The 26902-nt window shown below is 49.2% G+C and carries 24 protein-coding genes; 4 read left to right on the plus strand and 20 right to left on the minus strand.

Annotated features, from left to right (window positions below; all coding sequences use genetic code 11):
- Positions 1–91 precede the first annotated feature (91 nt).
- The gene (gene purL / locus J3B89_RS01880) at positions 92–3985 is read right to left on the minus strand and encodes a phosphoribosylformylglycinamidine synthase (protein ID WP_215395815.1); all 3894 of its coding nucleotides are present in this window, start codon (positions 3983–3985) and stop codon (positions 92–94) included.
- A gap of 165 nt (positions 3986–4150) precedes the next feature.
- Between purL and mltF the strand changes: the two genes are divergently transcribed.
- Entirely contained in the window at positions 4151–5581 is a 1431-nt protein-coding gene (mltF, locus tag J3B89_RS01885; protein ID WP_215395816.1) for a membrane-bound lytic murein transglycosylase MltF, read from the plus strand.
- Between the two features lie 199 nt (positions 5582–5780).
- On the opposite strand, the gene tadA is transcribed toward mltF, so the two are convergent.
- On the minus strand, positions 5781–6266 hold the full coding sequence (gene tadA / locus J3B89_RS01890) for a tRNA adenosine(34) deaminase TadA (RefSeq protein WP_215395817.1): 486 nt from the start codon (positions 6264–6266) through the stop codon (positions 5781–5783).
- A 201-nt stretch (positions 6267–6467) separates the two neighbouring features.
- Here tadA and J3B89_RS01895 point away from each other — a divergent pair, with 201 nt between their 5' ends.
- From J3B89_RS01895 to J3B89_RS01905, 3 genes are all read left to right on the plus strand, one after another.
- Complete coding sequence (locus J3B89_RS01895; RefSeq protein WP_215395818.1) at positions 6468–6680, plus strand: hypothetical protein; 213 nt, start codon at positions 6468–6470, stop codon at positions 6678–6680.
- Between the two features lie 94 nt (positions 6681–6774).
- Positions 6775–7212, plus strand: coding sequence for a transcriptional repressor (locus J3B89_RS01900; RefSeq protein ID WP_215395819.1), 438 nt, complete (start codon positions 6775–6777; stop codon positions 7210–7212).
- Positions 7213–7313: 101 nt separating this feature from the next.
- Complete coding sequence (locus J3B89_RS01905) at positions 7314–7778, plus strand: chemotaxis protein CheX (protein WP_215395820.1); 465 nt, start codon at positions 7314–7316, stop codon at positions 7776–7778.
- A gap of 209 nt (positions 7779–7987) precedes the next feature.
- On the opposite strand, the gene alr is transcribed toward J3B89_RS01905, so the two are convergent.
- The 18 genes from alr to mutL form a co-directional block, all read right to left on the minus strand.
- The gene (gene alr, locus J3B89_RS01910; RefSeq protein ID WP_215395821.1) at positions 7988–9073 is read right to left on the minus strand and encodes an alanine racemase; all 1086 of its coding nucleotides are present in this window, start codon (positions 9071–9073) and stop codon (positions 7988–7990) included.
- On the minus strand, positions 9073–10455 hold the full coding sequence (dnaB, locus tag J3B89_RS01915) for a replicative DNA helicase (RefSeq protein ID WP_215395822.1): 1383 nt from the start codon (positions 10453–10455) through the stop codon (positions 9073–9075). The genes alr and dnaB overlap by 1 nt, the downstream gene beginning before the upstream one ends.
- 169 nt (positions 10456–10624) lie before the next feature.
- Entirely contained in the window at positions 10625–11077 is a 453-nt protein-coding gene (rplI, locus tag J3B89_RS01920; protein ID WP_215395823.1) for a 50S ribosomal protein L9, read from the minus strand.
- A 19-nt stretch (positions 11078–11096) separates the two neighbouring features.
- Positions 11097–11324 carry a 30S ribosomal protein S18 gene (gene rpsR / locus J3B89_RS01925; RefSeq protein ID WP_068228526.1) on the minus strand — a complete coding sequence of 76 codons (228 nt, stop codon included), beginning with the start codon at positions 11322–11324 and terminating at the stop codon, positions 11097–11099.
- 11 nt (positions 11325–11335) lie between these two features.
- On the minus strand, positions 11336–11641 hold the full coding sequence (gene priB, locus J3B89_RS01930; RefSeq protein ID WP_215395824.1) for a primosomal replication protein N: 306 nt from the start codon (positions 11639–11641) through the stop codon (positions 11336–11338).
- Positions 11642–11651: 10 nt separating this feature from the next.
- Positions 11652–12029: a 30S ribosomal protein S6 gene (gene rpsF / locus J3B89_RS01935; protein WP_027672333.1), complete on the minus strand. Its 378-nt coding sequence runs from the start codon at positions 12027–12029 to the stop codon at positions 11652–11654.
- A gap of 480 nt (positions 12030–12509) precedes the next feature.
- Positions 12510–13241 (minus strand): 23S rRNA (guanosine(2251)-2'-O)-methyltransferase RlmB, encoded by a 732-nt coding sequence (gene rlmB, locus J3B89_RS01940; protein ID WP_215395825.1) that lies wholly within the window; start codon positions 13239–13241, stop codon positions 12510–12512.
- A gap of 48 nt (positions 13242–13289) precedes the next feature.
- Positions 13290–15632 (minus strand): ribonuclease R, encoded by a 2343-nt coding sequence (gene rnr, locus J3B89_RS01945; protein ID WP_215395826.1) that lies wholly within the window; start codon positions 15630–15632, stop codon positions 13290–13292.
- A 66-nt stretch (positions 15633–15698) separates the two neighbouring features.
- Positions 15699–16319, minus strand: a complete 621-nt coding sequence (locus J3B89_RS01950) for a tetratricopeptide repeat protein (RefSeq protein WP_215395827.1) — start codon at positions 16317–16319, stop codon at positions 15699–15701.
- 74 nt (positions 16320–16393) lie between these two features.
- Entirely contained in the window at positions 16394–17713 is a 1320-nt protein-coding gene (locus J3B89_RS01955; protein WP_215395828.1) for a S41 family peptidase, read from the minus strand.
- 96 nt (positions 17714–17809) lie between these two features.
- A complete protein-coding gene (locus J3B89_RS01960; RefSeq protein WP_215395829.1) occupies positions 17810–19105 on the minus strand; it encodes an adenylosuccinate synthase in 1296 nt (431 codons plus the stop codon).
- Between the two features lie 125 nt (positions 19106–19230).
- Entirely contained in the window at positions 19231–20400 is a 1170-nt protein-coding gene (locus tag J3B89_RS01965) for an aminotransferase class V-fold PLP-dependent enzyme (RefSeq protein ID WP_215395830.1), read from the minus strand.
- A 66-nt stretch (positions 20401–20466) separates the two neighbouring features.
- The gene (gene hflC / locus J3B89_RS01970) at positions 20467–21348 is read right to left on the minus strand and encodes a protease modulator HflC (protein WP_215395831.1); all 882 of its coding nucleotides are present in this window, start codon (positions 21346–21348) and stop codon (positions 20467–20469) included.
- 3 nt (positions 21349–21351) lie between these two features.
- A complete protein-coding gene (hflK, locus tag J3B89_RS01975; protein ID WP_215395832.1) occupies positions 21352–22509 on the minus strand; it encodes an FtsH protease activity modulator HflK in 1158 nt (385 codons plus the stop codon).
- A 40-nt stretch (positions 22510–22549) separates the two neighbouring features.
- Positions 22550–23845, minus strand: a complete 1296-nt coding sequence (hflX, locus tag J3B89_RS01980) for a ribosome rescue GTPase HflX (RefSeq protein WP_215395833.1) — start codon at positions 23843–23845, stop codon at positions 22550–22552.
- Between the two features lie 17 nt (positions 23846–23862).
- The gene (gene hfq, locus J3B89_RS01985) at positions 23863–24123 is read right to left on the minus strand and encodes an RNA chaperone Hfq (RefSeq protein WP_068228488.1); all 261 of its coding nucleotides are present in this window, start codon (positions 24121–24123) and stop codon (positions 23863–23865) included.
- An 89-nt stretch (positions 24124–24212) separates the two neighbouring features.
- The gene (gene miaA, locus J3B89_RS01990) at positions 24213–25142 is read right to left on the minus strand and encodes a tRNA (adenosine(37)-N6)-dimethylallyltransferase MiaA (RefSeq protein ID WP_251372162.1); all 930 of its coding nucleotides are present in this window, start codon (positions 25140–25142) and stop codon (positions 24213–24215) included.
- Entirely contained in the window at positions 25139–26902 is a 1764-nt protein-coding gene (gene mutL / locus J3B89_RS01995) for a DNA mismatch repair endonuclease MutL (protein WP_215395834.1), read from the minus strand. Before mutL ends, miaA begins: the two co-directional genes overlap by 4 nt.

Below are 26902 nucleotides of genomic sequence, written 5' to 3' on the forward strand. Positions count from 1 at the left end.
CCGCAACACCAACCGCTGATGCTTTTATCTTTTAGCTAGCCATAAAAAAAACCTGCCGCAGCAGGTTTTTTCGTTATTACAGTTGGTTAGCTTAACCTAACCAAACCCGCGCGTTGCGGAACATGCGCATCCAGGGGCTGTCTTCCTGCCAGCCGTCTGGCTGCCATGAATTAGCTACGGCGCGGAACACCCGCTCCGGGTGTGGCATCATAATCGTTACACGGCCATCAGTAGTGGTAAGCGACGTAATACCAGCTGGTGAGCCGTTCGGGTTTTGCGGGTATTGCTCAGTGGCTTTGCCGTAGTGATCGACAAAGCGCATGGCAACCGTGCCGCTATGGTTGGCTTTGGCGAAAGCTTCAGATGAAGCAAACTCAGCATGCCCCTCACCGTGCGACACCGCAATCGGCATACGTGAACCGGCCATACCGTTAAAAAACAACGACGGGCTTTGCTGTATTTCTACCAGGCTAAAACGACCCTCAAAGCGCTCAGATTTGTTGCGGACAAAGTGTGGCCACAGCTCTGCACCCGGGATCAGGCTCTTAAGGTTAGACATCATCTGGCAGCCGTTACACACCCCCAGCGAGAAGGTGCTTTGGCGCTCGAAAAACTCAGCAAACTGCTTACGGGCGATGTCGTTAAACAATACTGATTTAGCCCAACCTTCACCGGCGCCCAGTACGTCGCCGTAAGAGAAGCCGCCACAGGCCACTAAGCCGTTAAAATCGGCTAACTTAGCCCGGCCTGCCAGTATATCGCTCATATGTACATCAACCGCGGTAAAACCGGCACGGTTAAAGGCGGCAGCCATTTCTACGTGCGAGTTAACACCCTGCTCACGCAGTATCGCTACTTTCGGCGCTGCACCTTTTAAAATAAAGGGTGCGGCAACATCGGCATTTAAATCAAAACTCAGTTTTACATTAAGGCCCGGATCGGCAACATCAGCTTTGGCGTCAAACTCTTGTTTAGCACCTGCCGGGTTATCACGCAGCGCTTGCATCTGATACGTGGTTTCGGCCCAGATACAACGCAAACGAGTGCGGCTGTCGCTTAATACCACTTTATCGCCACGGCTGAATATCAGCTCGTCGTCAGTATTTACACTGCCTATAACATGGCTGCAGTTGCCCAGTTGATGCTGCGCCAGTACCTGTTTAACGTAATCCAGATCTGCTGCGGCAACCTGAATCACCGCGCCAGGCTCTTCAGAGAACAGCACCGCCATATCATCGTTACCCAGTGCGCTGATATCGGTACGTATACCGGCTTTACCGGCAAAGGCCATTTCAGCCAGCGTCACAAATAAACCACCGTCGGAGCGGTCATGGTAGGCCAGCAGTTTCTGCTCGCGGGTTAACTGCTGCACGGCGTTAAAAAAGTTAATCAGCAGCTGTGGGCTGTCTAAATCAACCGGTGTTTGTCCGAGCTGCTTATACACCTGCGCCAGACAGGACGCGCCCAAGCGGTTTTGCCCCAGGCCTAAGTCAATTAACAGCAGGCTGGTGTCGCCTTTGTCAGTACGCAGCTGCGGTGTAACCGTTTTGCGGATATCTTCTACCCGTGCAAACGCAGTGATCACTAAAGACAATGGTGCGGTAACGGCTTTATCTTCACCGTTTTGCTGCCATTTGGTTTTCATAGACATCGAGTCTTTGCCCACCGGAATGGTTACTTCCAGTGCCGGGCACAGCTCTTCACCAATGGCTTTAACGGCTGCATATAAACCAGCATCTTCGCCGGGGTGGCCAGCCGCAGCCATCCAGTTTGCAGATAGTTTTATCCGCTTTAAATCGCCAATATCAGTGGCGGCAATATTAGTAATGGCTTCTGCTACCGCTAAACGGGCTGAGGCAGCAAAATCAAGCAGCGCCACCGGCGTGCGCTCACCCATCGCCATGGCTTCACCGTGGTATGTATCGTAACTGGCTGCAGTAACTCCGCAGTTAGCTACCGGTACCTGCCAGGGGCCTACCATCTGGTCGCGTGCTACCAAACCGGTGACAGAACGATCACCAATAGTTACCAGAAAGGTTTTTTCGGCAATGGCTGGCAAACGCAATAAACGCTCTGCCGCGTCTTTTACTGATACACCGGCTAAATCCAGTGCTTTACCTGCTGCTTGTGTGCTTTGCACATCACGGTGCATTTTCGGTGCTTTGCCCAACAGCACATTTAATGGCAAATCAATAGGTGTACTGCCAAAGTGGGTGTCGGTCAGCGTTAAGTGTTGCTCTGCTGTAGCTTCGCCTACAACGGCAAAAGGTGCCCGCTCACGCTGACAAATCTGCTCAAACACCGGCATTTTGTCGGCAGGTATCGCCATCACATAACGCTCTTGTGATTCGTTACACCAGATTTGCAGCGGTGACATACCGGGCTCGTCGTTTGGTACATTACGCAGCTCAAACTTACCGCCTACGCCACCGTCGTTGACCAGCTCTGGAAAAGCATTCGATAAACCACCGGCGCCAACATCATGAATAAATACGATCGGGTTTTCGCTGCCCAACTGCCAGCAACGATCGATAACTTCCTGACAACGACGTTCAATTTCCGGGTTTTCGCGTTGCACTGAGGCAAAGTCTAAATCTTCGGCCGACTGACCCGACGCCATCGAAGATGCCGCACCGCCGCCAAGCCCGATATTCATCGCCGGGCCACCCAGTACCACCAGTTTTGCACCAACCGGTAAATTACCTTTTTGCACATGATCAGCACGGATATTCCCCAAACCACCGGCAATCATAATCGGCTTATGGTAACCGCGTACTTCGTCGCCGTTATGGCTGGGTACCTTTTCTTCATAGGTACGGAAATAACCGTTAATAGCCGGGCGGCCAAATTCATTATTAAAAGCCGCACCACCCAGAGGGCCTTCCAGCATAATATCCAGCGCCGATACAATACGCTCCGGTTTGCCAAAATCAGTTTCCCACGGCTGCTCAAAACCCGGAATACGTAAATTAGACACAGAAAAGCCGACTAAACCGGCTTTAGGTTTAGACCCCACACCGGTAGCGCCTTCGTCACGAATTTCACCGCCAGAACCGGTAGCTGCACCCGGATATGGCGAAATAGCCGTTGGGTGGTTATGGGTTTCAACTTTCATCAGTATATGAATAGGTTCATGGTGATACTGATAAGTTAAATTACCGGGCTGGGCAAAAAACCGGCCAGCGGTAGAACCTTCCATTACCGCAGCGTTGTCTTTATAAGCCGACAATACATAATCCGGTGTTTGCTCATAGGTGTTTTTAATCATTTTAAACAGCGATTTAGGCTGTTGTACGCCGTCTATAGTCCAGTCGGCGTTAAAAATTTTGTGCCGGCAATGTTCTGAGTTCGCCTGAGCAAACATATAGAGTTCAATGTCGTTCGGGTTACGGCCAAGTGCGGTGAAGTTATCAAACAGATAATCAATTTCATCATCGGCCAGGGCCAGGCCCATATCGATATTAGCTTTAGCCAGCGCCGCACGGCCACCGCTTTTAATATCTACCGAGCTAAGCGCTGCTGGCTCAGCTTTGCTAAACAGCGCCTGTGCCTGCGCCAGTTCAGTAAATACCGCTTCCATCATACGGTCATGTAGCAATGCCGCGACTTGCTGTAACTGCGGTGCATTCAGTGCCGTTGGCGCTTCAATATAGTAAGCAATACCACGTTCTAAGCGCGAAACCTGCATTAAACCACAGTTGCGGGCAATATCTGTCGCTTTAGACGACCAGGGCGAAATAGTGCCCGGCCGCGGCGTTACCAGCACTAACTGGCCGCGAGGTTCATGGCTGGCAATGGCCGGGCCATAGGTTAACAATTTATCCAGTGTTTGCTGCTGGGCGTCAGTCAATGCGCTGCTAACATCAGCAAAGTGCATAAACTCAGCATAAATACCGCTGATGGTTAAGCCACTCTGGGCGCATTGGTCTAGTAACTTCTGAACTCTGAAATCGGACAGTGCTGGCGCACCACGCAGGATCAACATAGGCTTTTTTTTCCCGTGGGTTTGTCAAATTGAAACCTGGGGCTGGAACCCCTTATAGGCGCGCCATTATAAAGAAATTTCTGCTCAAGTGGTATGAGTAAACACTGACGCGGCGACAGAAGTTTGTTATAACAGCGCAGAACGTGACATTGCAGGTTAGCAAAGATGTGGAAAAATCAGGCCTGGTTGCTGTTGTTGCTGTGTTTAGCAGGGTGTAGCCCCGAGCCATCACAAAGCCAGCTTTACCAGATATATCAGCGTGATAGCTTAAAAGTTGGCATTTTGCATGGCCCTACCAGCTATTACGTTGGCATTGACGGCCCCACCGGTTTCGAGCTGGAGCTCAGCCAGGCACTGGCCGATAAGCTTGGTGTAAAACTGGAGTTATTTCCCAGCTATCAACTGGACGAGCTGCTGCAAAAGTTGCAAAGCGGCCAGGTTGACTATATTGCCGGCGGCCTGACCCTAACAGAACTGCGCAAAGGCAAGTACCGTTCATCACCGGCTTATCGCTGGATCAATGAGGTATTAGTATTTAAACAAGGCAATACCTGGCCACGTTCGCTGGATGACCTGACCGACACTGTCGTTGTTGTAAAAGACAGCAGCCATGCCGAAACCCTGCAACAGCTAAGCCTGGACAAACCCGATTTACAATGGCAACAACACCCTACACTGGACGCCGACGAAATTTTACAGCAGGTGGTTGACGGTAGTATTGCTTACACCCTGACCGACTCAAACCAACTGGCACTAAACCGGCGTTTTTACCCCAACCTTAGTATTGCTTTTACCGTACGTGACAACTTACCGGTTAGCTGGTTACTGGCAGATAGCAGCGACGACTCGCTCTACGCCGTATTGATTGAGTTTTTTGGTGCTATGTACCAGGGCGGCGAGCTTATTGCGCTGGAAGATCGCTATTTTGGTCATGTGCAATTGTTCGACTACGTAGACACGCTGGTGTATATCGATGCTATAGAACAACAACTGCCAAAGTTTAAAGCCTGGTTCACGCAATATGCCGGAGAGCTTGACTGGCGCTTACTTGCCGCGCTCAGTTATCAGGAATCACACTGGGATCCGAAAGCCAAAAGTCCGACCGGTGTACGCGGTTTAATGATGCTAACCTTGCCCACAGCACAGCAAATGGGTGTTACCAGCCGGCTTGATCCTGAGCAAAGCATACAAGGTGGCAGCCGTTACCTGCATCGCATGGTTACCCGCATACCTGAGCGTATTACCATGCCAGATCGCCTCTGGTTTGCGCTGGCATCTTATAATGTTGGTTGGGGCCACGTTGAAGATGCGCGTATTATCACGCAGCGCCAGGGCGCTGATCCGGATAAGTGGCTTGATGTAAAACAACGCCTGCCTTTGCTGCGGCAAAAAAATGTCTATCAAACCACTAAATATGGCTATGCCCGCGGTGATGAAGCGGTAACCTATGTTGAAAATATCCGCCGTTACTACGACACCTTATTATGGGTAGATGAACGCCAACAGGCAGAACAGCGGCTTGAACAGCAAAAACAACGTTTAACCGAGCAGCTGAGTACAGAAATATTGCCAGAGCCCGCACAGGATAACAATTAACGCGACTATTGAAACAAAGCAGTCACGCATCCATAGTAAGCATAATTCTCCTTATGCAGGCTTTTTATGTTAAAACGAAAGAAACCCCAAATCAGAGCAAAACGCCGCCTGGCAAATATTGCATCAAGCAGGCGCCGTATTAAACGTAATATTGCGGTAGCGAAACTGCACCAACGCCGACGCCATTATCTGAGCTTTTTTAATCAGGCAGCCGAAGCTGTTTAGCGGCTTTGTGTTCCTGCCTGCGGCGCTGAAAAAACGCCGATAACTGTGCAGCACATTCTGCCGCCAGTACACCGGATACCACCTCAAGTTGATGATTAAACTGGCTATGCTGCACCAGATTAAGCACCGAGCCCGCCGCACCTGTTTTTAAATCTGTGGCACCAAATACCAGCCGCTTAATACGGCTATGTACCATTACCCCGGCACACATGCTGCAAGGCTCCAGTGTTACGTACAACGTACAGTCCGGCAAGCGGTAATTAGCCATACTGGCCGATGCGGCACGTATGGCCTGCATCTCAGCATGAGCTGACGGATCATTCAGGCTGATCATCTGATTCCAGCCTTCTGCAATCATCTTACCGTCTTTAACCAACACGGCGCCAACCGGCACTTCGCCCTGCTGCTCGGCGTTAGCTGCCAGCGCGATAGCACGGCGCATCCAGTTTTCATCAGTCATAATGCTTTACAATTAATTGCTAGATTGATGGCGGAGTTTACCACTATATTATGGTGAAATTGGCTAAACTTTTGTGTGCTTACCATTGTTATCAATTAGATTACCAGCACATCCAACTGATATATATATACATATTATTAGTTGGCATCTGATTTGCACACAACGCCATTAAACTATTACAGAGAATAACAGGAGCATACAATGGGACCCTTCGAAATAGCGGCACTGGCCATTATTGGCGGTATAGGATTATCAGCCTTTAAGGTATATCACGATAATAAGGGCAAAGCGGGTAGTGCAGAATTGGAGCAACTCAGAGCCGAGCAAGAAAAACTGAAACAACGTATAGCTACACTGGAAAGCATTGTTACAGACAAAAGTTACCAGCTAAAAGAACAAATTAACCGGTTATAAACAACCATATTTTCATCCTGTTGCACTGTATGGCGTGCGTGGCAGTTAAGCTTTGTTATGGTACACTGCCAGCAACTGCTGACAGGAGCTGAAAATGTCGACGGAAACTCTGGTTAACCGGGCGCGCACAATTTGCGAACAAAATGGTGCCCGCTTTACATCTATCCGCGAAAAGGTATTTCGCCTGCTGGCCGGCCTTAATGGCGGCATTGGCGCCTATGAACTGCTTGAGCAGTTAAAACAAACTGAGCCCGGTGCAAAACCCGCTACGGTTTACCGGGCGATAGAGTTTCTTACCGAACAGGGCTTTATTCATAAAATTGAATCCAGCAATGCGTTTATGCTGTGTCATCATTTTGGCCAGCATCACCCGGCTCAGCTGTTAATTTGCGATCAATGTGGTAATGTCACTGAGCTACATTCCAGTTTATTGCAAGATGAGTTTAACCGTCAGGCAGTATCGCAAGGGTTTGTTATCAAACACCAGACCATTGAAGCGCATGGATTGTGCAAAATATGTAAAGCCAAATAATAATACTTATCTATATCAAGGATCTGGCTTGTACATTTATAAAAAGGTTTCTAATCTTAAACAAGTTTTCGCTTTAGTTCTGTTTTCTGATAGGCATTGACATGAATGTTGAATTTATAAATCCGTTTTTATCGTCTTTAGTCAATGTGCTAAGCACTATGGCAAATACCACCATTATTCCCGGACAACCACGTATTAAAAAAGACGAAGTTGCCCGTGGCGATGTATCTGGTTTAATTGGTATGGTTAGCCCGCAAACCAAAGGCTCATTTTCTATTACCTTTGAAGAATCGTTAGCAGTGGAAATTATGTTTCGTATGCTGGGCGAACGGCCAAAAGGCATTACAGCAGATGTTACCGACATGGTAGGTGAAATTACCAATATGGTTACCGGCGGTGCCAAACGTATTTTAGGCGAAAAAGGCTATGACTTTACTATGGCAACCCCTGTGGTGGTGTCTGGTAAAAACCATACTATTTCGCATAAATCTGAAGGTGCAAAAATTCTGATGCCGTTTGATTCAGATTTTGGCAAGGTACATATTGAAGTGAGCTTTGATAAATAAGCTGCGATCTACACAGCACAACGCCGGCCTAGTGTTAACTCACGCTTAGCGCCGGCGTTTTTGTTTACAATATTAATTTTCACATATTCAAAGTAATTGAAGCGGCAGTGAGGCGACAAGCGAACGAGATCCCCATGAGCATAGATAAACTATGTGATTGGGCCGGGCTGGCGTTCCAGCGAGAGAACGCCGTCAACAAAGCTGTAGCTTCAAGTACGATGGATATAGCTGAATTGTACACGGCTGGTGATATTACACAGCAATTCATAAGGAATAGTATCAACACAGCGCGCCAGTTGCTCTACCGGTAAATCGCGGCCCCACAGGATCACTTTATCACCCACGGCTACAGCCTCGTTGCCAATATCGACAGTAATCATATCCATCGACACCCGGCCAACTATCGGCAAATGCTTACCGTTAATCAGCACATCGGCATTATTACCGGCTGCGCGCGGGTAGCCATCGCCATAGCCCATCGCCACCACGGCTAAACGGGTCTTATGCGCCGCTATCCAGCTACCGCCATAGCCTACAGCGTCGCCAGCATTTACCTCGCGTACCGCGATAACGCTGCTGCTAAGTGTCATGACTGGCTTTAAACCGTGAGCAGTGCCCACTGCTTCAGCCATGGGCGATACACCGTACAGCATTAAGCCCGGCCGTACCCAGTCGCCATGGCTTTGCGGCCAGTTTAATACGGCAGCAGAGTTAGCCAGTGAATGCTCACCGGCACAGCCTTGCGTAGTATGCTGAAATAATGCCAGTTGGTTAGCCGTTGCAGGTTTATCCAGCTCGTCTGAGCTGGCAAAGTGGCTCATTAATCTAAGCGGCCCCTGCACATTGCGGCTTTGGCTTAAGCGCTGATATAACCCGTTAAACTCATGCGGATAAATACCAAGGCGGTGCATACCGGAATCTACTTTTAGCCATACACGTACCGGCGCATCCAGCTCTGCCGCCAGCAAGGCTTCGGCCTGGTCGCGGTGGTGTATTACCAGTTGCAGGTTAGAGGCAACCACTTGTGCCAGTTCATCCGGGTGAAAAAAGCCTTCCAGCAACACTATCGGCCTGGCGATACCACCGGCACGCAGTGCTAAGGCTTCATCAAGGCGCGCTACGCCCAAAGCATCGGCTTGCGTTAACGCCTGAGCTACCGGCAACATGCCATGGCCATAGGCATTGGCTTTTAACACCGCCAGTAACTTGCTGTTCGGCGCCAGCTGCTTTACCCGCGCGAAGTTATGTTCAAGCGCGGCTAGGTCTATAGTGGCCTGGGGCCGGCGGCTTAGCATTAATCGTCCTCGAACCTGGCACTGCCGGCGTAGTTATCAAAGCGCGAATAGCGGCCGTGGAAGGTTAAGCGCACGCGGCCAATCGGGCCATTCCGCTGCTTACCGATAATCACCTCTGCCGTGCCTTTATCCGGGCTGTCGTCGTTGTACACTTCGTCGCGATAGATAAACATAATTAAGTCAGCATCCTGCTCAATAGAGCCGGATTCACGTAAGTCGGAGTTTACCGGCCGTTTATCGGCACGTTGTTCCAGTGAGCGGTTTAGCTGCGACAGCGCCACTACCGGCACTTTCAGCTCTTTGGCCAGAGCTTTTAACGAGCGCGAAATTTCTGCAATTTCCAGCGTACGGTTTTCACTTAAGCCCGGCACTGTCATCAGCTGTAAGTAATCTACCATGATCATACTTAAGCCACCGTGCTCACGCGCAACACGGCGCGCCCGCGAGCGTACCTCTGTCGGCGTTAGGCCAGAGCCATCGTCGATATACATTTTGCCTTTGGTGTTCAATAACTCAATCGCGGAGGATAACCGCGCCCAGTCTTCATCTTCCAGCTGGCCGGTACGCACCTTGGTTTGATCAATCCGGCCCAAAGAGGCCAACATACGCATCATAATTTGTTCGGACGGCATCTCTAAGCTGAAAATCAGCACCGGCTTATCCGAGGTAATAGCCGCATGTTCACACAGGTTCATCGCAAAGGTGGTTTTACCCATTGATGGCCGGGCAGCAACAATGATCAAGTCTGATGGCTGCATGCCGTTAGTCATTTTATCCAAATCGACATAGCCGGTAGATACCCCGGTAACACCATCGTGTGGCGAGCGAAACAACTCGTCAATTTTCTCAATGGTTTTGGCCAGTATACTATTAATTGGCTCGGGGCCTTCATTAGCGTTGGTGCGCTGCTCAGCAATTTTAAATACTTTGGTTTCGGCAAAGTCCAGCAGCTCAGCCGAGGTACGGCCCTGGGTGTCGTAACCGGCGTCGGCAATATCATGCGCTACTGCAATCATATCGCGCACCACGGCGCGCTCACGCACGATTTCAGCATAAGCCAGAATATTAGCCGCGCTGGGGGTATTTTTGGCAATTTCACCCAGATAGGCAAAACCACCCACATCATCCAGCTGCAGGTTGGCTTCTAAATCTTCCGATACGGTAATAATATCTATCGGCTGGGTAGCCTCAGCCAAACGTGACATAGCAGCGAAAATAAAGCGGTGCGCGCGTAGGTAAAAATCCTGCTCGACCACTTTTTCAGCTACCCGATCCCAGGCCTCATTATCCAGCATTAAGCCGCCAAGTACCGATTGCTCAGCTTCTATCGAATGCGGCGGCATTTTAACCGCAGCAACCTGTTTGTCTTTGATACTACTCATAACACCTGTGTCAGTTGGCGAAAACAACATAATGCTAACCCGCCTAAGGCAGATCACAAAGCGAAGTGTCAGATATTTTTTAGTGGCTTAACTAAACAGTTAAGGTAAACAACAACGGGGGAAAACAGAGGAAAAAGCGCACTGCAGATACAGTGCGCTTTAAAGCTTATTAAGCTTCTGCGATTACGACAACTTTTACAGTTGCAGTAACTTCAGCGTGTAACTGTACGTCGATTTCGTACTCGCCAGTTTCACGTAAAGTACCTGTAGGCAGTTTAACTTCTGCTTTAGTTACTTTAACGCCGGCTTCAGTGATCGCATCAGCGATATCACGTGTGCCTACTGAACCGAACAGTTTGCCTTCGTCACCGGCTTTAGAAGCGATAGTCACTTCACCCAGCGCAGCAATTTTAGCAGCACGGTCGTTTGCAGCAGTTAAATCATCAGCTAATTTAGCTTCTAATTCAGCACGACGGGCTTCGAACTTCTCGATGTTAGCCTTGGTGGCCGGAACTGCTTTACCCTGTGGGAACAAGAAGTTACGAGCATAACCTGACTTAACAGCTACATTGTCACCTAAACCACCCAGGTTAGCGACTTTGTCTAACAGAATAATTTGCATTGCTTATACCCCTTCTGTATTAACTGTGTGAGTCGCTGTAAGGCAGCAGAGCCAGGTAGCGTGCGCGCTTGATAGCACGAGCCAGTTGACGCTGATACTTAGCGCTGGTACCAGTAATACGGCTAGGTACGATCTTACCGCTTTCTGTAACATAGTTTTTCAGAACAACGGTATCTTTATAATCAATCTCTACAGTGCCTTCTGCAGAAAAACGGCAGAATTTACGGCGACGGAAAAAACGTGACATTTGCCTGTCTCCTAACTTATATATTCAATTTGTTGCGCATGCAGCACCAGCTTAGCTTGTCCGCTGCGGCTTTGGTGGCGGTTTAAAAAACCTGTCACCTTTACCATGTTGCCCAACGTTAACTGTCGGGTATGTTGTGTTAGTGCGGCTCCGGTCAGTACAACCTGTATCCGGACATAAGCCTGGCGGTTTAAACCGGCTTCTGTCTGCAAACTTCGGTGTTCTAACACCAAAACCGTATGCGGTATGCCCGCAGGACTTTCGCTGTGCTCCGGTTGACGGCAGATACTGCCAACCAGTACGGTGCTATTGTCCATTAACAACAACTTACTCTTCGTTTGCTACTTGCTCTTCATGTTCGCGAGGAGCACGCTCACGACGTTCATCACGTACCTTTGCCATTGGTGATGGCTCAACTACGGCACTGTCAGTGCGCATAATCAGGTTACGTAATACCGCGTCGTTGTAGCGGAAGTTAGTTTCCAGCTCATCAATCACAGTTTGTGGTGCTTCTACGTTCATCAGAACATAGTGAGCTTTATGCAACTTCTGGATTGGGTAAGCCAGTTGACGACGGCCCCAGTCTTCCAGACGGTGAATAGAACCACCCGCTTCTTTGATTGCGCCAGTGTAACGCTCAATCATGCCAGGTACTTGTTCACTCTGATCAGGGTGAACCATAAAAACGATTTCGTAATGACGCATTGTAGCTCCTTACGGTTAGTAAGCCTCGGGGGAACTCGGCCGGGGTTCTCATGGAGGCAAGGAACGTTAGTGTATGGCCGAAGGTCGCGTATTTTACGGACTCAGCGGGCAAATAACAAGCAGAAAGCTGCAAAGTGGTTCGATTAAATAGACATAGCAGGTAAAAGTGAGTGATAGCGGCCCGGTTGCAATTCCGCTTATGCTCGCCACAATGGAATTTCGGGCAATCCTGCCCTCAATCTGGCGGGCCAGCTACACTGACCAAATTCGTTCCTGACGAATTTGTTACCCGCCTTCGCTTACGCGAAAATGGTTTGTGGCTGCGCTAACCGGTTTGCAACCTAACATGGGTAGTTCACCGGCGAAGCCAGGAAGGTGTGTTCCGATTGCGCAGCCACAGAGTGTCTGAGCCCTGCCGCAGGCATTAGGGCGAGTTGCTGTGGCGAGCACAGCGGAATTCACCTTCCTTGCTGTAATTAACTAACTACGTTGACGCACCGCTTCAAACAAGCAGATTCCGGCGGCAACCGATACGTTAAGGCTGGACACAGTACCAAACATCGGAATTTTTACCAGGCTGTCGCAGGTTTCACGGGTTAAACGGCGCAGGCCTTCTCCTTCTGCACCCAACACCAGCGCCAGCGGGCCTTTTAAATCGGCGTTGTACACCAGGGTTTCAGTTTCACCGGCGGTACCGACTATCCAAACACCGGCGTCCTGCAATTCACGCAGGGTACGGGCCAAGTTGGTTACGGTAATAAAAGGCACACTCTCTGCTGCACCACAGGCAACTTTACGCACCACTGAAGTGAGCTTAACAGAGCGATCTTTTGGCGCGACGACAGCATGCACACCCGCGGCATCCGCACTGCGTAAAATAGCACCTAAGTTATGCGGGTCGGTTACACCATCGAGGATCAGAATAAACGGCTTGTCCTGCTGTGCAACAATGGCGGCTAAATCCGTTTCACTGCCGCTGCTTTGCAGCCGGGCTTTGGCAATAATACCCTGATGCTGGCCACCAACCATATCGTCCAGAGTTTTGCGGTTACAAAACTGCACCGACACACCGTTTTGCCGTGCTTGCTGAATTAACGGCTGCATACGCTTGTCGTCGCGATCTTTCATCACGAACATTTCCAGCACATCCTGCGGTGCGCGCTGTAGTAAAGCCCCAACCGCATGAATACCAAACACCAGATCTGCGTTCATTGTTAACCCTTAATGCCGACACTTAAAAAAGGCCGGCAGTTTACCTTATTACTTCGCTTTACGCCGTGGCTTTTTGCGTGCGGTAATATTGCGTGCGCCTTTTGGCTTCGCTTCCGTTTTAGCCGGAGCTTTTGCGGCTTTAGCTGAACCGCGTTTTGCGCCCTTGTCTGCAGCTGCCTGCTTAGAGGCTTTAATATCAGCCTTGTTCACCACACGCTTAGGCTCACCTACCAGCACTAAATCAATTTTACGCGCTTCAAGGTTAACGGCGGCCACTTTTACTTTTAGTAAATCGCCCATGCGGTAAGTTACTTTGCCATGCTCCCCACTTAACGTATGGCGCTCAGCGTCAAAGTGGTAATAGTCGTTTTGCAAAGACGTAACATGCACCAGGCCTTCGATATACAGCTCGGTTAAGCGCACAAACAGGCCAAAGCTGGTCACGGTAGATACAACACCGTCAAACTCTGCACCTAAATGATCCTGCATATATTCGCATTTTAGCCAGTCGGCTACTTCGCGGGTGGCATCATCCGCGCGGCGCTCGGTCATCGAGCACTGCTCGCCCAGTGGGGTAATTTCCGCTTCGGTGTATCCACGGGCACCGGTAACTTTCTGGCCTTGCTTTGCCAGTAAGGCTTTAATACCACGGTGCAGCACTAAATCCGGATAACGACGGATGGGTGAAGTAAAATGGGCATAAGCTTCCAGCGCTAAACCAAAGTGGCCCTGATTATCGCCCTGATACACCGCCTGCTTCATTGAGCGCAGCATAGTGGTTTCTATCAGCTCACGATCCGGCCTGTCGCCGATTTTCTCCAGTGTTTGCGTTAACTCCAGCGGCGTTGGCTCAGCCGATAAGTTAGCCTCTATACCCAGCTCGGCTAAAAAGCGGCGGAAATTATCGAAGCGATCGCCATCCGGACGCTCGTGTACGCGAAACAGCGTATGGGCCTCGTGCTTTTCAATAAAGCGTGCGGCGGCCACATTGGCCATAATCATGCACTCTTCAATAATCTTATGCGACTCAACTCGGTGCACCGGCACAATTTGTTCAATTTTACGGTGGCTGTTAAACACAAAGCGGGTTTCTACTGTTTCAAATTCAATAGCGCCACGTTGGCCGCGTACTTTGGCCAACTTTTTATACAGGCTGTTCAGGGTTTCAATGTTAGTCAGGTTAGCAGCATATTGCTGGCGTAACTCCGGGTCGCCCTGCAGTATTTTATGAACTTTGTTATAAGTTAAGCGGGCGCTGGAATGCATTACCGCTTCATAAAACTGGTAACTGTCAAGTTTACCGTTGGCACTAATATGCATATCGGCCACTAAACATAAGCGATCGGTATGCGGGTTAAGCGAGCACAGGCCGTTAGATAACGCCTCTGGCAGCATTGGCACTACGTGATCAGGGAAATACACCGAGTTGCCGCGTTCCAGCGCACTTTTGTCCAGTGCGGTATCCGGCAGCACATAGCTACTAACATCGGCAATAGCTACCCATAAACGCCATCCGCCGTTGTCTTTAACTTCGGCGTAAACAGCATCGTCAAAATCGCGCGCATCCTCACCATCAATGGTGATCAAGCCTAATTTAGTTAAATCAACCCGGCCTTGTTTGGCCGCTGCCGGTACGTCTTCGCCGTATTGTGCTACTTGCTTTAATACCGCATCAGAAAACACATGCGGAATACCATGATTACGAATGGCAATTTCAATTTCCATACCCGGCGCCATATGTTCGCCCAGCACTTCGGTTACTTTGCCCACAGCATTAACCCGTTTTGATGGCCGCTGTGTTATCTCTACCAACACCACCTGACCATGCCGGGCAGCGCCCTGTTCACCATCGGGAATGACAATATCCTGCGTTATACGCGGATCATCCGGCACTACCACACCTAAAGCGAAATCTTTGTAGTAGCGCCCAACTATCGGCTCACTGCGCGGCTCCAACACCCGTACCACACGGGCTTCTATTTTGTCTTTACTGTTTATACTTTGTGCAGTAGCCAGCACAATATCGCCGTGCAGCAAGCGCTGCATTTCAAAATTGGGAATAAACCAGTCCGGCCCGCCCTGCTCCAGCTTTAAAAAGCCGAAACCTTCGCGGTGGCCCAACACCGTGCCTTTAACCAGGTCCATATTATCGACCAGGCCATAGCGGCGGTTTTTGGTATAAATTAACTGGCCGTCGCGCTCCATGGCACGCAGGCGTTTTTTCAGTGCGAAAACAGCGTCGTCATCGGTTAAGCCCAGCTCGGCAACTAACTCTTCAAAATAAGCAGGGCTCTGGCGTTTTTCGATATGCTCGAGAATAAATTCACGGCTGGGGATAGGGTTGTCATATTTTTCCTGCTCACGCGCAAGATGCGGATCATTTACCGTCATTAAGTTATCTTTTGTTTCCTAAATTATGCTAAGTGTAACAGCTAAACCGTATTATGAGTATGAACTTCATTTTACCGGCCGTTTGGCATTCGCCACTACCCTTGCGGGCATTTTTTGGCTTAACTTGCCAAGCAACTGTTGTACTTGTTTATGTGTAGCGGCATCTGCCGTTACTGCATTATGCAGCCAGCGGTAGCTTTGCTCAAAATCTACCGGGCTGCCATGGCCATCAACTAATATCTGCGCTAAACGTAACTGTGCTTTTAAATTACCCAGTGCCGAGGCTTCACGCAGATAAATAATAGCTTTATCTATATCGGGCTGCACAAAGCGGCCAATATGATAATAACGGCCTACCTGTTCCAGCCCTTCTGGTAACCCCTGGCCTGCAGCCTGCAGCATCAGGTCCCAGCCACGTTCTACATTACGAGGCACACAAACCGCATAGGCCAGCATATCACCATATAAAAACTGGTAAGCCGGCAGTTGCATAATATCGGCCCTGGCTTCGATATCACGCACCAGCTGACAGTCGTCAGCCCGCACGCGCTTAAGATGGCTGTTGGTACGTATCAATGCCAACAGTTCATCCTGCGAATATAACTGTACGGCTTCAAGTTCCTGCGCCTGTGTTAACGGCGTTTGCAGTAGCAGAACAGCCAGCACCAGCCTTAGTGTTTTAATCATAATATGCGCCTGAAAATTGTTATCTTAGGCTTTATCGGCCTCAACCTGCTTTTTTTAAGCAAACTTCACGCCTTTTATTGCTCATTATTTAATACCCAGGGGGCTGCCAGCTTAGGTTTTGCCTGCTCAGCACGTACAGTTGCACTGCTTACTGCGGTATCACTACAACTGCCACTGGCAATATAATTAACTGCCTCTGCATACAAAGGGTCAGTAACAACGCCCCAATCGCCGGTAATACTGTCAGCAACTGGGCAGTTAGGCTGTAAACCGTCAAAGTAACCGCCTTGATCCAGCGCGTTTACCGTTTGAAAGTTAATAGCAAACAACACATAGTTGCCAATAATATCCGGTTGCTGCCCTACTGGCTTACCACAAGTTGCACTGCCTATCTGTACCACATCAACAAAAGGCGTCAGAGAATTAATCACCAGTTCGCTGGATGAGCAGCTGCTTTGGGTTGTCAGTATAAATACTCTGGGCAGATTCAGAGCCGTTCTGCCAGCCCCCAGCGCAAACAGGGTGGTATTATTTTTTGCCGTATTTTTGTCATTAAACTGATATTTTACGAATACTTCGCCCTGAACAAAGTTTCGTGCAATCTGTGTACTTAGCTGGTTTGCCACCCGGATCAGACCGCCACCGTTGTAACGTACATCCAGCACTAACTCATTAACCCCTTGCGTCACAAAATAGGCAAAGGCTTCTTCCAGTTCTGTCTCTGATAATTCGATAAAAGTATTAAACACCAGATAACCAATACGCTTACTGCCTTGTACCACTACCGAGCGGTGCAACACTGTATTGGTTGTCACTTCCTTTTTAATAAAATCTGCGGCCTGCTCAGAAGTATCAGGTTTACGCCAGACAAAGTTACGTATTACACCCGTTTCGTTCGGGCCATAAATATCCTCATTGGTCGCCGTGCCTGCATCAAGCCAGCTTAACCACTGTGCAACGCTGACGCCCTCAATTGCAATTATTTTATCACCGCGGCGCAGACCATTTTGCGCCGCTGAACCATCATCATATACATAGGCAATTTGCAGTGCTGTATTATTATCCGCTCTGACACTGGAGAAACCGTAGCCGAAAAAGGTCGCGTTGATATAGCGATCCTCATATTCCTGCCGGGTAAGAATAAAACTGTAGCGGTCCTGTGGCGCAGCTACTGCCTGCAATAATTGATTAGGAGAGCTGTAACTGTCGGGGTTAATTGACGCAGGCAAATCACGGTACCACAGATAATCCCGCTGCAAAGCACAAAACACCTGAGAGTTAATATCAGTGCGCTGGCAAATGCTGGTTTGCCCTGTGCTGCCTGTATCCGTGCTGCCACCGCCGCCACAAGCTGTAAGTAATAATAACGCTGCTAATAATGTAAAAATACGCATAACCGTAACTCCCTGTTTTGCTTAATATCAGCATAAACAAAAACACTGCCAGGTGGCAGCGTTTTTTTATACGGCACAGCTTAACAAACAGATGCCTCAGGCAAAAGGATGGCGCAGCACAATAGTCTGAACACGATCAGGGCCGGTAGACACTATATCAACAGGCACGCCGGTCAGTTGCTCTAAACGGCTGATATAGTTACGCGCTGCCTGCGGTAAGTCTTCAAGTTGCTGCACACCAAAGGTGCTTTCACTCCAGCCTGGCATTTCTTCATATACCGGTGTTACCAGTTCAAAGCCTTCTGCAGCCATAGGTGGAACGTCAGTCACATTACCTGCCGCATCTTTGTATCCGGTACAGATGTGTATTGTCTCCAGGCCATCTAATACATCCAGCTTGGTTAAGCAAAAACCAGAGATACTGTTTAATTGCACTGCACGCTTAACGGCTACGGCATCAAACCAGCCACAGCGACGTTTACGGCCGGTAGTCGCACCAAACTCATGGCCTTTTACACCTAAATGCTCGCCTACTGCACAGCCTAGCTCTGTCGGGAACGGGCCTGAGCCAACACGGGTGGTATAAGCTTTAACAATACCCAGTACATAATCCAAATAACGCGGCCCAAAACCAGCACCGGTTGCTACACCACCGGCGGTGGTATTAGACGAGGTAACATAAGGGTAGGTACCGTGATCAATATCCAGTAGTGTGCCCTGAGCCCCTTCAAACATAATTTCCTGGCCGGCTTTACGCGCTTTGTCCAGCAAATCAGTAACATCTACTACCAATGGTTTTAAAATGTCTGCAATAGCCAGCGCATTGTCCAGCGTAGTCTGATAATCCACCGCGGGCACTTTATAGTACTGCGTAAGGGTGAAATTATGCAGATCCATCAGCGTTTTCAGCTTTTCAGCAAACTGCGTCGGGTTAAACAAATCCCCTACACGTAAGCCACGGCGGGCAACTTTGTCTTCGTATGCCGGGCCAATACCCCGGCCGGTAGTGCCGATAGGCTTGTCGCCGCGAGCCAGTTCACGCGCTTTATCCAGTTCAACATGGAACGGCAGGATCAGCGGACAGGCTTCACTTAACAGTAAGCGCTCTTTTACCGGTACACCACGCTGCTCCAGCATGGTCATTTCCTTTAAGAACGCTTCAGGGGACAGCACTACACCATTACCAATAACGCATTTCACGTTGGCACGTAAAATACCTGACGGAATTAAATGTAATACGGTTTTCTCACCGTCGATAACCAAAGTGTGGCCTGCATTATGGCCGCCCTGATAGCGCACCACGAAGCTTGCTTTATCTGTTAATAAATCGACGATTTTACCTTTACCTTCGTCACCCCATTGGGTGCCGAGCACTACGACGTTTTTGGCCATGGTTCCTACATCATGGGAAAAATTAGGCGGGGATTCTACCAAATTGGCAACCAAGTTTCAGCCGTCTGGGTGAAAAAAAGCCGCTTTTTTCTCGGCGGCTTAATTATTGGTTTTTATTCAGTCAGTTAAGTATGTTCGCGGGTTAGGCAAGTTAAATCATATTGCGCACTGTTATGGTATAAGGCAAAACCAAACCGTAAACGATCTGCGCGATAGTCGGTTTCTATACCCGCGCGTTTTAACTGTGCGGCCAGTTCAGCCACTTCAGCTGCACTGCCCAGGCGGAAAGTTAAAAAGTGGCCGTGGTGTGCCAAATCATGTTGCAGCAGTGTTTGTACATTTAACTTAGCATGCTTTAACTCTGCTAGTTTGGCTAAAAACGCCTGCTGTAACTGCTGTACATACTGATGAATACGCCCAACACTTATACCCTGCTGTTTAAACAAACGCAGCACGGCATTAAGCCGGTACAACGCAGAGAAGTCCATTGTTGAGCCGGCAAAACGATAACCATCTTCACTGTACAGTACCGTGGCAGACTTCTCGCCTGCCAAAGTGCCAAACTCAGCAAACCAGCCGGTATATAACGGCCGCGCAGAGCTTCCCAGCGGCACTGTCATAAAACAGCAGCCCTCACCGCCCTGTGCATACTTATAACTGCCTGCCAAGTAGAAAATACGTTCAGCGATGGCCGATAAGTCTGTCGGTAATGCCATAAAACCATGATAACCATCGATCACGATCATCGCATCGCTGTCGGCAGCCAGTTGCTGCACGAAGCCGGTCAGGTCGGCAATAGCAAAACCAGAATTGAAAAACACCTGGCTGCAGAAAATCAGCTGATAGTTATTTGCTGCCGCAGCGTCACTAAAGCGTTGTGCAAAGCTGGCAAAAGGCTCTGTTGAAATAATATCAAGTTGCACATTGTCATATTCAGCCAAACGCTTTACCTGACGCGAAAAACTATGAAACTCGCTGTCGGTGGTTAAAATTCTCAGTGGTTGGCGTAAATCAAAACAACTCAGCAAACGCATCACCAGTTCATGAGTATTAGGCGCAAATACAATTTGTTCAGCCTGGGGTAATTGCAATATATCGGCAATGAGTTGCTGAGTTTGCGGCACTTTCTCAGCGAAAATATAGCGCCATTTATCATCTACCAGCCTGGCGGTGTCATCCCAATACGCTAGCATGGCCTCGCGGGTCACATCTGGCCAGTAGTGATGCGAATGACAGGCAAAATGCTGCTTGCCCTGATTCGCCTGCAAAAACCGCTGATAAAACTGTTGGTACATAACTCCCCCTATGACCCTGTCAGAGACAAAAAAGGCCCTGAACGGGCCTTTTTTTATACAACATAATCAGTTTTGTACTTTATCTGATTGCATATATTTAAAGAATTCATTATCCGGTTGTACCACCAACACATCATCTTTACTGCTAAAGCTTTTGCGGTAGGCTTCCATACTGCGAACAAATGAAAAGAACTCGGCATTTTTGTTATAGGCTTCTGCATAAACATTGGCGGCCAGTGCATCACCTTCACCGCGCACGGTACGCGAGTTACGCTCTGCATCGGCAACCATAACAGTAACCCGTGCATCAACATCAGCCCGTATGATCTCGGCTTCTTCCATACCACGTGAACGATGCTCACGCGCCACAGCATGACGCTCGGCTTCCATCCGGGCGAAAATAGAGCTGCTGACTTCCTGCGGCAGGTTAATTTGCTTTACCCGCACGTCAACAACTTCAATTCCGAGCTCTCTTGACGCAGCGCCAGCTTGTTGCAAAGCGCCCTGCATCAACTCTGCACGCTCACCTGATACAATTTCCTGAATGGTACGGGTACCAAACTCGGTGCGTAAGCCGTTGTTGATATATTGTTTTAACAACACCTCTGCTTGCGCGATATTGCCGCCTGTTGCCAGAAAATAGGCACCAAAGTCATTAATACGCCATTTGACATAGCTGTCTACCAGCAAGTCTTTTTTCTCAGCCGTTACAAAACGATCCTGTGCATCATCTAACGTTTGCACCCGTGCATCTAACTTACGCACAGTTTCAATAAACGGCAGCTTAAAATGTAAGCCTGGTTCATACACTACGACGTTTTGCTCAGCATCACGCTGAATTTTACCAAACTGAATCACAATGGCGCGTTGGCCTTCAGGCACTACAAACAGGGCAGATACAAAGATAAACCCAATAATGACGATAATGGCTATAGTAAAGTTTTTCATATCTTACCCCCGGCCGCCGCTGCGTGTTGTTGTGCTGCGCGAACTGTCAGTCCGGTTAGAACTGCTACTGCTGTCAGTGCTGCTACGCGATGGGATCAACGGCAAGCTGCCTGACGGTGTTGAACTCCCGGCGCCTTGATTAATCATCTTATCAAGAGGTAAATACATAATATTATTACCATTCTTAACATCCAGAAGCACTTTAGATGTACTGCTGTATACCTGCTCCATTGTTTCAATATACATACGATCGCGGGTTACCTTAGGCGCAGCCAGATATTCTGGTAACAGCTTTTCAAAGCGTGCAACTTCACCTTGCGCTTTTAATACAATTTGCTGCTTGTAAGCATCGGCTTCCTGCATTACACGGTTAACCTGGCCACGGGCACGCGGCTCAATTTCACGCGCATATGCCTGAGCTTCCTGAACAAAGCGCTCCTGATCTTCCTGTGCTTTAATCGCATCATCAAAAGCATCACGTACTTCTTCCGGTGGCCGGGCATCGCGGAAGTTTACATCAACCAGCGCTATACCCATGTTGTAAGGCTGAATGATACTTTCCAGCTCCTGACGGGTATTCTGCCTTACCACTTCACGGCCGCGGGTTAACACATCGTCCATGATCGAGTGGCCGATAACATAACGCAGTGCTGCATCAGTTGCCTGATGTAAACTGCTGTCAGCATCTACCACTGAAAACTTATATAAACGGGCGTTAAATACACGATACTGAATTTCAAATGTAACCCGTACTAAGTTCTGATCCTGCGTCAGCATAAAACCATCGCTGCGCAAAGTACGTACGCTGGTCACATCAACCGGCAGCACGTTGTCAATAAAGGTAGGCTTCCAGTGAATACCGGGGCCAACTTCATCATGATACTGGCCGAAACGCAGCACAACACCGCGCTCAGATTCTTTAATGGTATAAAAACCACTGAAGGCCCATACCAACGCAGCGACAATCAGTATCAGTACCAACGCAGCAGAAGCTCCACCGCCGCTGCTACCGCCAGTTGACTTGCCACCGCCGAAGATGCCTCCTAACTTTTTGCCAAAGTTGCGAAATACTTCATCTAAATCGGGCGGGCCCTGATCACGACCACCCTGTTTCCAGGGATCGTTATTCTTGCCGTTATTGCCCGGCTCATTCCAAGCCATGGTTTACTCCATTCTAAGTTGCAAAATAAGGGTTAATGTATCAAATAACCGGCTTACTGACGACATAGTTTTCTAATTGTCCATGCGACTGCTTAAGACAACGGTTCCAGACCGACTCACTTAACCGCAGTTGCAGCTGACAATTGCCATCAGCATCAAACTGTTCTTGCTCAATACTATGTTGCTGGTGAAATCTGGCCCGCCAGTGCATTTGATCCGGAGGCAACTGCAGTGCTATCTCCAGATAGCGCTCTGACAACAACTGACTTATTGCCTGCGCCAGCAAATCTACCCCGGCACCACTCACAGCTGACAAATAGACAGCTACCGGTTGCTTATATTCGTTGTATTCAATACGTGGTAATTGTTGTAACAGGTCAATTTTGTTATACACCACTAACTGTGGTAACTGATCTGCTTCAATTTCCTGCAGCACCAGTTCTACCTGTTGCATATTGTCATCTTTGCGCGGATCAGACAGATCTACCACATGTAACTGCAAATCAGCGTCACGTGTTTCCTGCAATGTCGATTTAAAAGCAGCCACCAGATCATGTGGCAAATGTCGGATAAAACCGACAGTGTCAGCCAGAATAATCTCGCCAACGCCTTTTAATTTCAGTTTACGTAAAGTGGGGTCAAGGGTGGCAAACAGCTGGTCAGCCGCATACACATCGGCTTTGGTAATACGATTAAATAACGTCGACTTACCGGCATTAGTATAACCAACGACAGACACTACCGGCACTTCTGAACGTTGCCGTGCCCGGCGCCCCTGTTCACGTTGCTTTGTCAGCTTTGCTAATCGGGCTTGCAACGCTTTTACACGCTCCCGCAGTAAACGCCGGTCAGTTTCCAGTTGAGTTTCACCAGGGCCGCGCAGGCCTATACCGCCTTTTTGCCGATCAAGGCTGTCCCAGCCCCGCACCAGCCTTGAGGCTAAATGCTGCAACTGTGCCAACTCGACCTGCAACTTACCTTCGAAGGTGCGGGCGCGCTGAGCAAAAATATCCAGGATCAAAGTGGTACGATCAATAACTCTGGTCAGACACAAACGCTCCAAGTTTCGTGTTTGTGCCGGGCTCAGCGCATGATTAAAAATAACCACATCAGCGCCGGTTTCTTCCACCAGTGCAGCTATTTCGCCGGCCTTACCTGAACCAACAAAAAACTTAGCATCAGGCACACTTCTGCTTGCAGTTACAACCTGCAATGTTTGCACACCGGCGGAAGCCACCAACAATTTCAGTTCGGTTAAATCCTCACTGACATGCTGCTGCGAAAAGTTTACATGGACAAGGATCGCTTGTTCCGGTATCACGCTAATATCAGACAAGCGACTAACCCCTGAAATTATTCCACGTCCTCTTCGTCATCACCCTGGCCATTACTGTGAGTTACCATGGTATTAACCGCGCGGGCCGGTACCACAGTTGAAATGGCATGCTTATATACCATCTGACTTACAGTGTTTTTCAGCAGAATAACGAACTGATCGAAAGATTCGATCTGACCCTGAAGTTTAATGCCATTCACCAGATAAATTGATACCGGAATACGCTCCCGTCTCAAGGTGTTTAAAAATGGGTCTTGTAAAGATTGGCCCTTTGCCATGTGCCGCTTTCCTTTTTTAATTAGTCCGACTTATATTGGTATTATTTTTTTTATTTCAAGTTGTTAAAACGTCTTTTTCTATATCTTATTTAGCTTAGCGAAGATAAAACGGCTTGCAAGTTTTCTGACACCGGCGCATCACTTTCCAGCCATGTCAGCTCAGGCCAGCCACGCAACCAGGTTAACTGTCGTTTTGCCAGCTGCCGGGTTGCGGCTATACCGCGTTCACGCATTTGCTGATAGCTACTATTACCAGACAGATAATCCCACATTTGCCGGTAACCTACGCAGCGCATAGAGGGCAAATCCAGGTGTAAATCCGGCCGGGTTTTAAGTGCCGCAACTTCCTGTTCAAAACCAGCAGCCAGCATCTGCTCAAACCTTAGCGCAATACGCTGGTGCAATACCGCCCGATCCTCCGGCGCTATCGCAAATTGGTGTGCCGGATAAGCAAAAGGTTCCCCTTTTTCTGCAGTTAAATCGGTTAAACTGCGGCCGGTCAGCCGGTATACCTCCAATGCCCTGTTAATACGCTGCGGATCATTTGGGTGTATACGTTGTGCAGATACAGGATCTATCTGTGCTAACTCGTCGTGTAAACCGGCCCAGCCTTTTACTGCGGCTTCCTGCTCCAACTGTTGCCGTACTGCCTCGTTGGCCTCTGGTAGCGGCGAAATCCCCTCGAGCAAGGCTTTGAAGTACAACATAGTACCACCAACGAGAATAGGGATGTTACCACGATGTTGAATTTCGGCAATTAAACGCAACGCATCTGTACGGAAGTCTGCCGCAGAATAACTTTGTGCCGGGTCCCGAATATCGATCAGGTGATGCGGCGTTACGGCCAGTTCCTGTGCTGTAGGTTTGGCAGTGCCTATATCCATGCCACGGTACACCAGGGCACTGTCAACACTGATAAGCTCTGCTGGTAACTGTTGGTAGAGTTCTGTTGCCAACGCTGTTTTACCTGATGCGGTTGGCCCCATCAGAAAAATTACATCGCGCTTTATCTGGCTCATGGTTGTTGCCTTGTTAACAAACTCAGCGTGGTATCAAGTTGCAAAGGCGCACTGACCCAATACTCAGACAGCAACAGCACTTGCGGCACTGACCTTAACACCGTAGCAGCAGCTACCCCTTCAGCATTGAGCAACATTAACAACAGGGTTTCCGGCACATCATCGCTGTTCTGCTGTACCAGTTGCTCAAACCATAACGGCAACCAATGCCCCAATACAGTTTGGCGTAACCAGTCCGGTACTGCCCGCACTATCACCGTATTGTCAGTAAGCAGCATATCAAAACCTGCCCGGCTAAAACTGTCAGCCAGTTGGGTTAGTTTACGTAGCTGTACCGCATTGACACTGATACGCAGTGGCAACAATAACGGCACAGCTGGTGAACCATTGGCATTAAAGTATGCCGACAACGTAGGTACAAGATCAATCAATAGTACATCGCCTGCATATTGTTTCAGCATATACCGGTTACGTACAATCAACAGCGCATCGGTTTGTTGGCTGGGCTCAGGCGGGCTTAAGGCAGCCCCCCCGGATGGCGGTTGTGCCGGTGTTTCTGCCTGTACATCTGCTGCTGTGTGACTATGCTGCCAGTACGATAGCTCGCGTTTCACGGCTGCAGCACCGGGCTGGCGGGCTGAATAACCTCCGTAACTGCCTGATGGCCTGCCGGAAACCTGCCGGTTGCCACCATCTGGCTGGCAGTTATAAGCTGCGGCTTCCTGCACCCGGTTAACTCTGTCTTCGGTTAACGGTGCTGCAGTTAGCTGGCTTAACGCATCACCCAGTGCCGATACCACAAAATCGTGTATCAGCCTGGCCTGATGAAACCTTACTTCATGCTTGGCCGGGTGTACATTCACATCAACCTGACGCGGGTCAAGCTCCAGGTATATGACAAAGGCAGGCTGTTGCTCAGCGGTAAGCAGATCGCCATAGGCCTGACGGATAGCATGGTTTAACAGCTTATCGCGCATCATCCGGCCATTAACATAGCTGTACTGGCATTGCGACTGGCTGCTACAAGCTTGCGGCTGCACTATCCAGCCCCATACTCGTACGTCACCATACTGATTCTGAATAAAAGCCGCGTTTTCGGCAAACACCCGGCCACAAAGTGCCGCTACCCGCTTTTGACGTTGCTCTTCAGTTTTCGCCGCCTTTAACCTGCGCACTATCTGGCCATTGTGGCTCAGCTGCCAACTGACATCATAACGGCTTAATGCCAGCCGTTTTATCAGCTCATCAATATGACTGAATTCTGTTTTATCCGTGCGCAAAAACTTACGCCGTGCCGGGGTATTAAAAAAAAGGTCAAGCACTTCAATGCTGGTCCCCACCGGGTGCGCCGCAGGCTGCACTTCTACCTGCATATCACGCCCGGCGGCACTGGCCTGCCAGGCTGCACTTTGTTCAGCGGTTTTTGAGGTTAATGTCAGCCTGGACACTGAACTGATACTGGCCAAGGCTTCACCACGAAATCCCAGGCTGGTAATAGCTTCCAAATCATTCAAATCAGTAATTTTGCTGGTAGCATGCCGGCTTAACGCCAGTACCAGTTCTTGCTCTGCAATGCCGCTGCCGTTGTCACGCACCCGGATAAGCTTGCTGCCACCTTTTTCAATATCTATTTCTATCTGGTCGGCACCGGCATCCAGGCTGTTTTCTACCAGTTCTTTCACTACAGATGCAGGGCGTTCAACAACTTCACCCGCCGCAATCTGGTTAGCTAGCTGCGGCGGTAAAATACGAATAGGCAT

Source organism: Rheinheimera oceanensis, assembly GCF_018831085.1.
In the GTDB taxonomy this organism is placed as follows: Bacteria; Pseudomonadota; Gammaproteobacteria; order Enterobacterales; family Alteromonadaceae; genus Alishewanella; species Alishewanella oceanensis.

Coding starts and splice junctions, on each gene's coding strand:
- rpsF (WP_027672333.1), bottom strand. CDS start 12,029: ATGCGTCATTACGAAATCGTTTTTATGGTTCACCCTGATCAGAGTGAA.
- hflK (WP_215395832.1), bottom strand. CDS start 22,509: ATGGCTTGGAATGAGCCGGGCAATAACGGCAAGAATAACGATCCCTGG.
- rlmB (WP_215395825.1), bottom strand. CDS start 13,241: ATGAACGCAGATCTGGTGTTTGGTATTCATGCGGTTGGGGCTTTACTA.
- J3B89_RS01905 (WP_215395820.1), top strand. CDS start 7,314: ATGAATGTTGAATTTATAAATCCGTTTTTATCGTCTTTAGTCAATGTG.
- rnr (WP_215395826.1), bottom strand. CDS start 15,632: ATGACGGTAAATGATCCGCATCTTGCGCGTGAGCAGGAAAAATATGAC.
- rpsR (WP_068228526.1), bottom strand. CDS start 11,324: ATGTCACGTTTTTTCCGTCGCCGTAAATTCTGCCGTTTTTCTGCAGAA.
- J3B89_RS01950 (WP_215395827.1), bottom strand. CDS start 16,319: ATGATTAAAACACTAAGGCTGGTGCTGGCTGTTCTGCTACTGCAAACG.
- miaA (WP_251372162.1), bottom strand. CDS start 25,142: ATGAGCCAGATAAAGCGCGATGTAATTTTTCTGATGGGGCCAACCGCA.
- hflC (WP_215395831.1), bottom strand. CDS start 21,348: ATGAAAAACTTTACTATAGCCATTATCGTCATTATTGGGTTTATCTTT.
- J3B89_RS01965 (WP_215395830.1), bottom strand. CDS start 20,400: ATGTACCAACAGTTTTATCAGCGGTTTTTGCAGGCGAATCAGGGCAAG.
- hfq (WP_068228488.1), bottom strand. CDS start 24,123: ATGGCAAAGGGCCAATCTTTACAAGACCCATTTTTAAACACCTTGAGA.
- alr (WP_215395821.1), bottom strand. CDS start 9,073: ATGCTAAGCCGCCGGCCCCAGGCCACTATAGACCTAGCCGCGCTTGAA.
- mltF (WP_215395816.1), top strand. CDS start 4,151: ATGTGGAAAAATCAGGCCTGGTTGCTGTTGTTGCTGTGTTTAGCAGGG.
- priB (WP_215395824.1), bottom strand. CDS start 11,641: ATGGACAATAGCACCGTACTGGTTGGCAGTATCTGCCGTCAACCGGAG.
- dnaB (WP_215395822.1), bottom strand. CDS start 10,455: ATGAGTAGTATCAAAGACAAACAGGTTGCTGCGGTTAAAATGCCGCCG.
- purL (WP_215395815.1), bottom strand. CDS start 3,985: ATGTTGATCCTGCGTGGTGCGCCAGCACTGTCCGATTTCAGAGTTCAG.
- tadA (WP_215395817.1), bottom strand. CDS start 6,266: ATGACTGATGAAAACTGGATGCGCCGTGCTATCGCGCTGGCAGCTAAC.
- J3B89_RS01895 (WP_215395818.1), top strand. CDS start 6,468: ATGGGACCCTTCGAAATAGCGGCACTGGCCATTATTGGCGGTATAGGA.
- J3B89_RS01960 (WP_215395829.1), bottom strand. CDS start 19,105: ATGGCCAAAAACGTCGTAGTGCTCGGCACCCAATGGGGTGACGAAGGT.
- J3B89_RS01955 (WP_215395828.1), bottom strand. CDS start 17,713: ATGCGTATTTTTACATTATTAGCAGCGTTATTATTACTTACAGCTTGT.
- rplI (WP_215395823.1), bottom strand. CDS start 11,077: ATGCAAATTATTCTGTTAGACAAAGTCGCTAACCTGGGTGGTTTAGGT.
- mutL (WP_215395834.1), bottom strand. CDS start 26,902: ATGCCTATTCGTATTTTACCGCCGCAGCTAGCTAACCAGATTGCGGCG.
- J3B89_RS01900 (WP_215395819.1), top strand. CDS start 6,775: ATGTCGACGGAAACTCTGGTTAACCGGGCGCGCACAATTTGCGAACAA.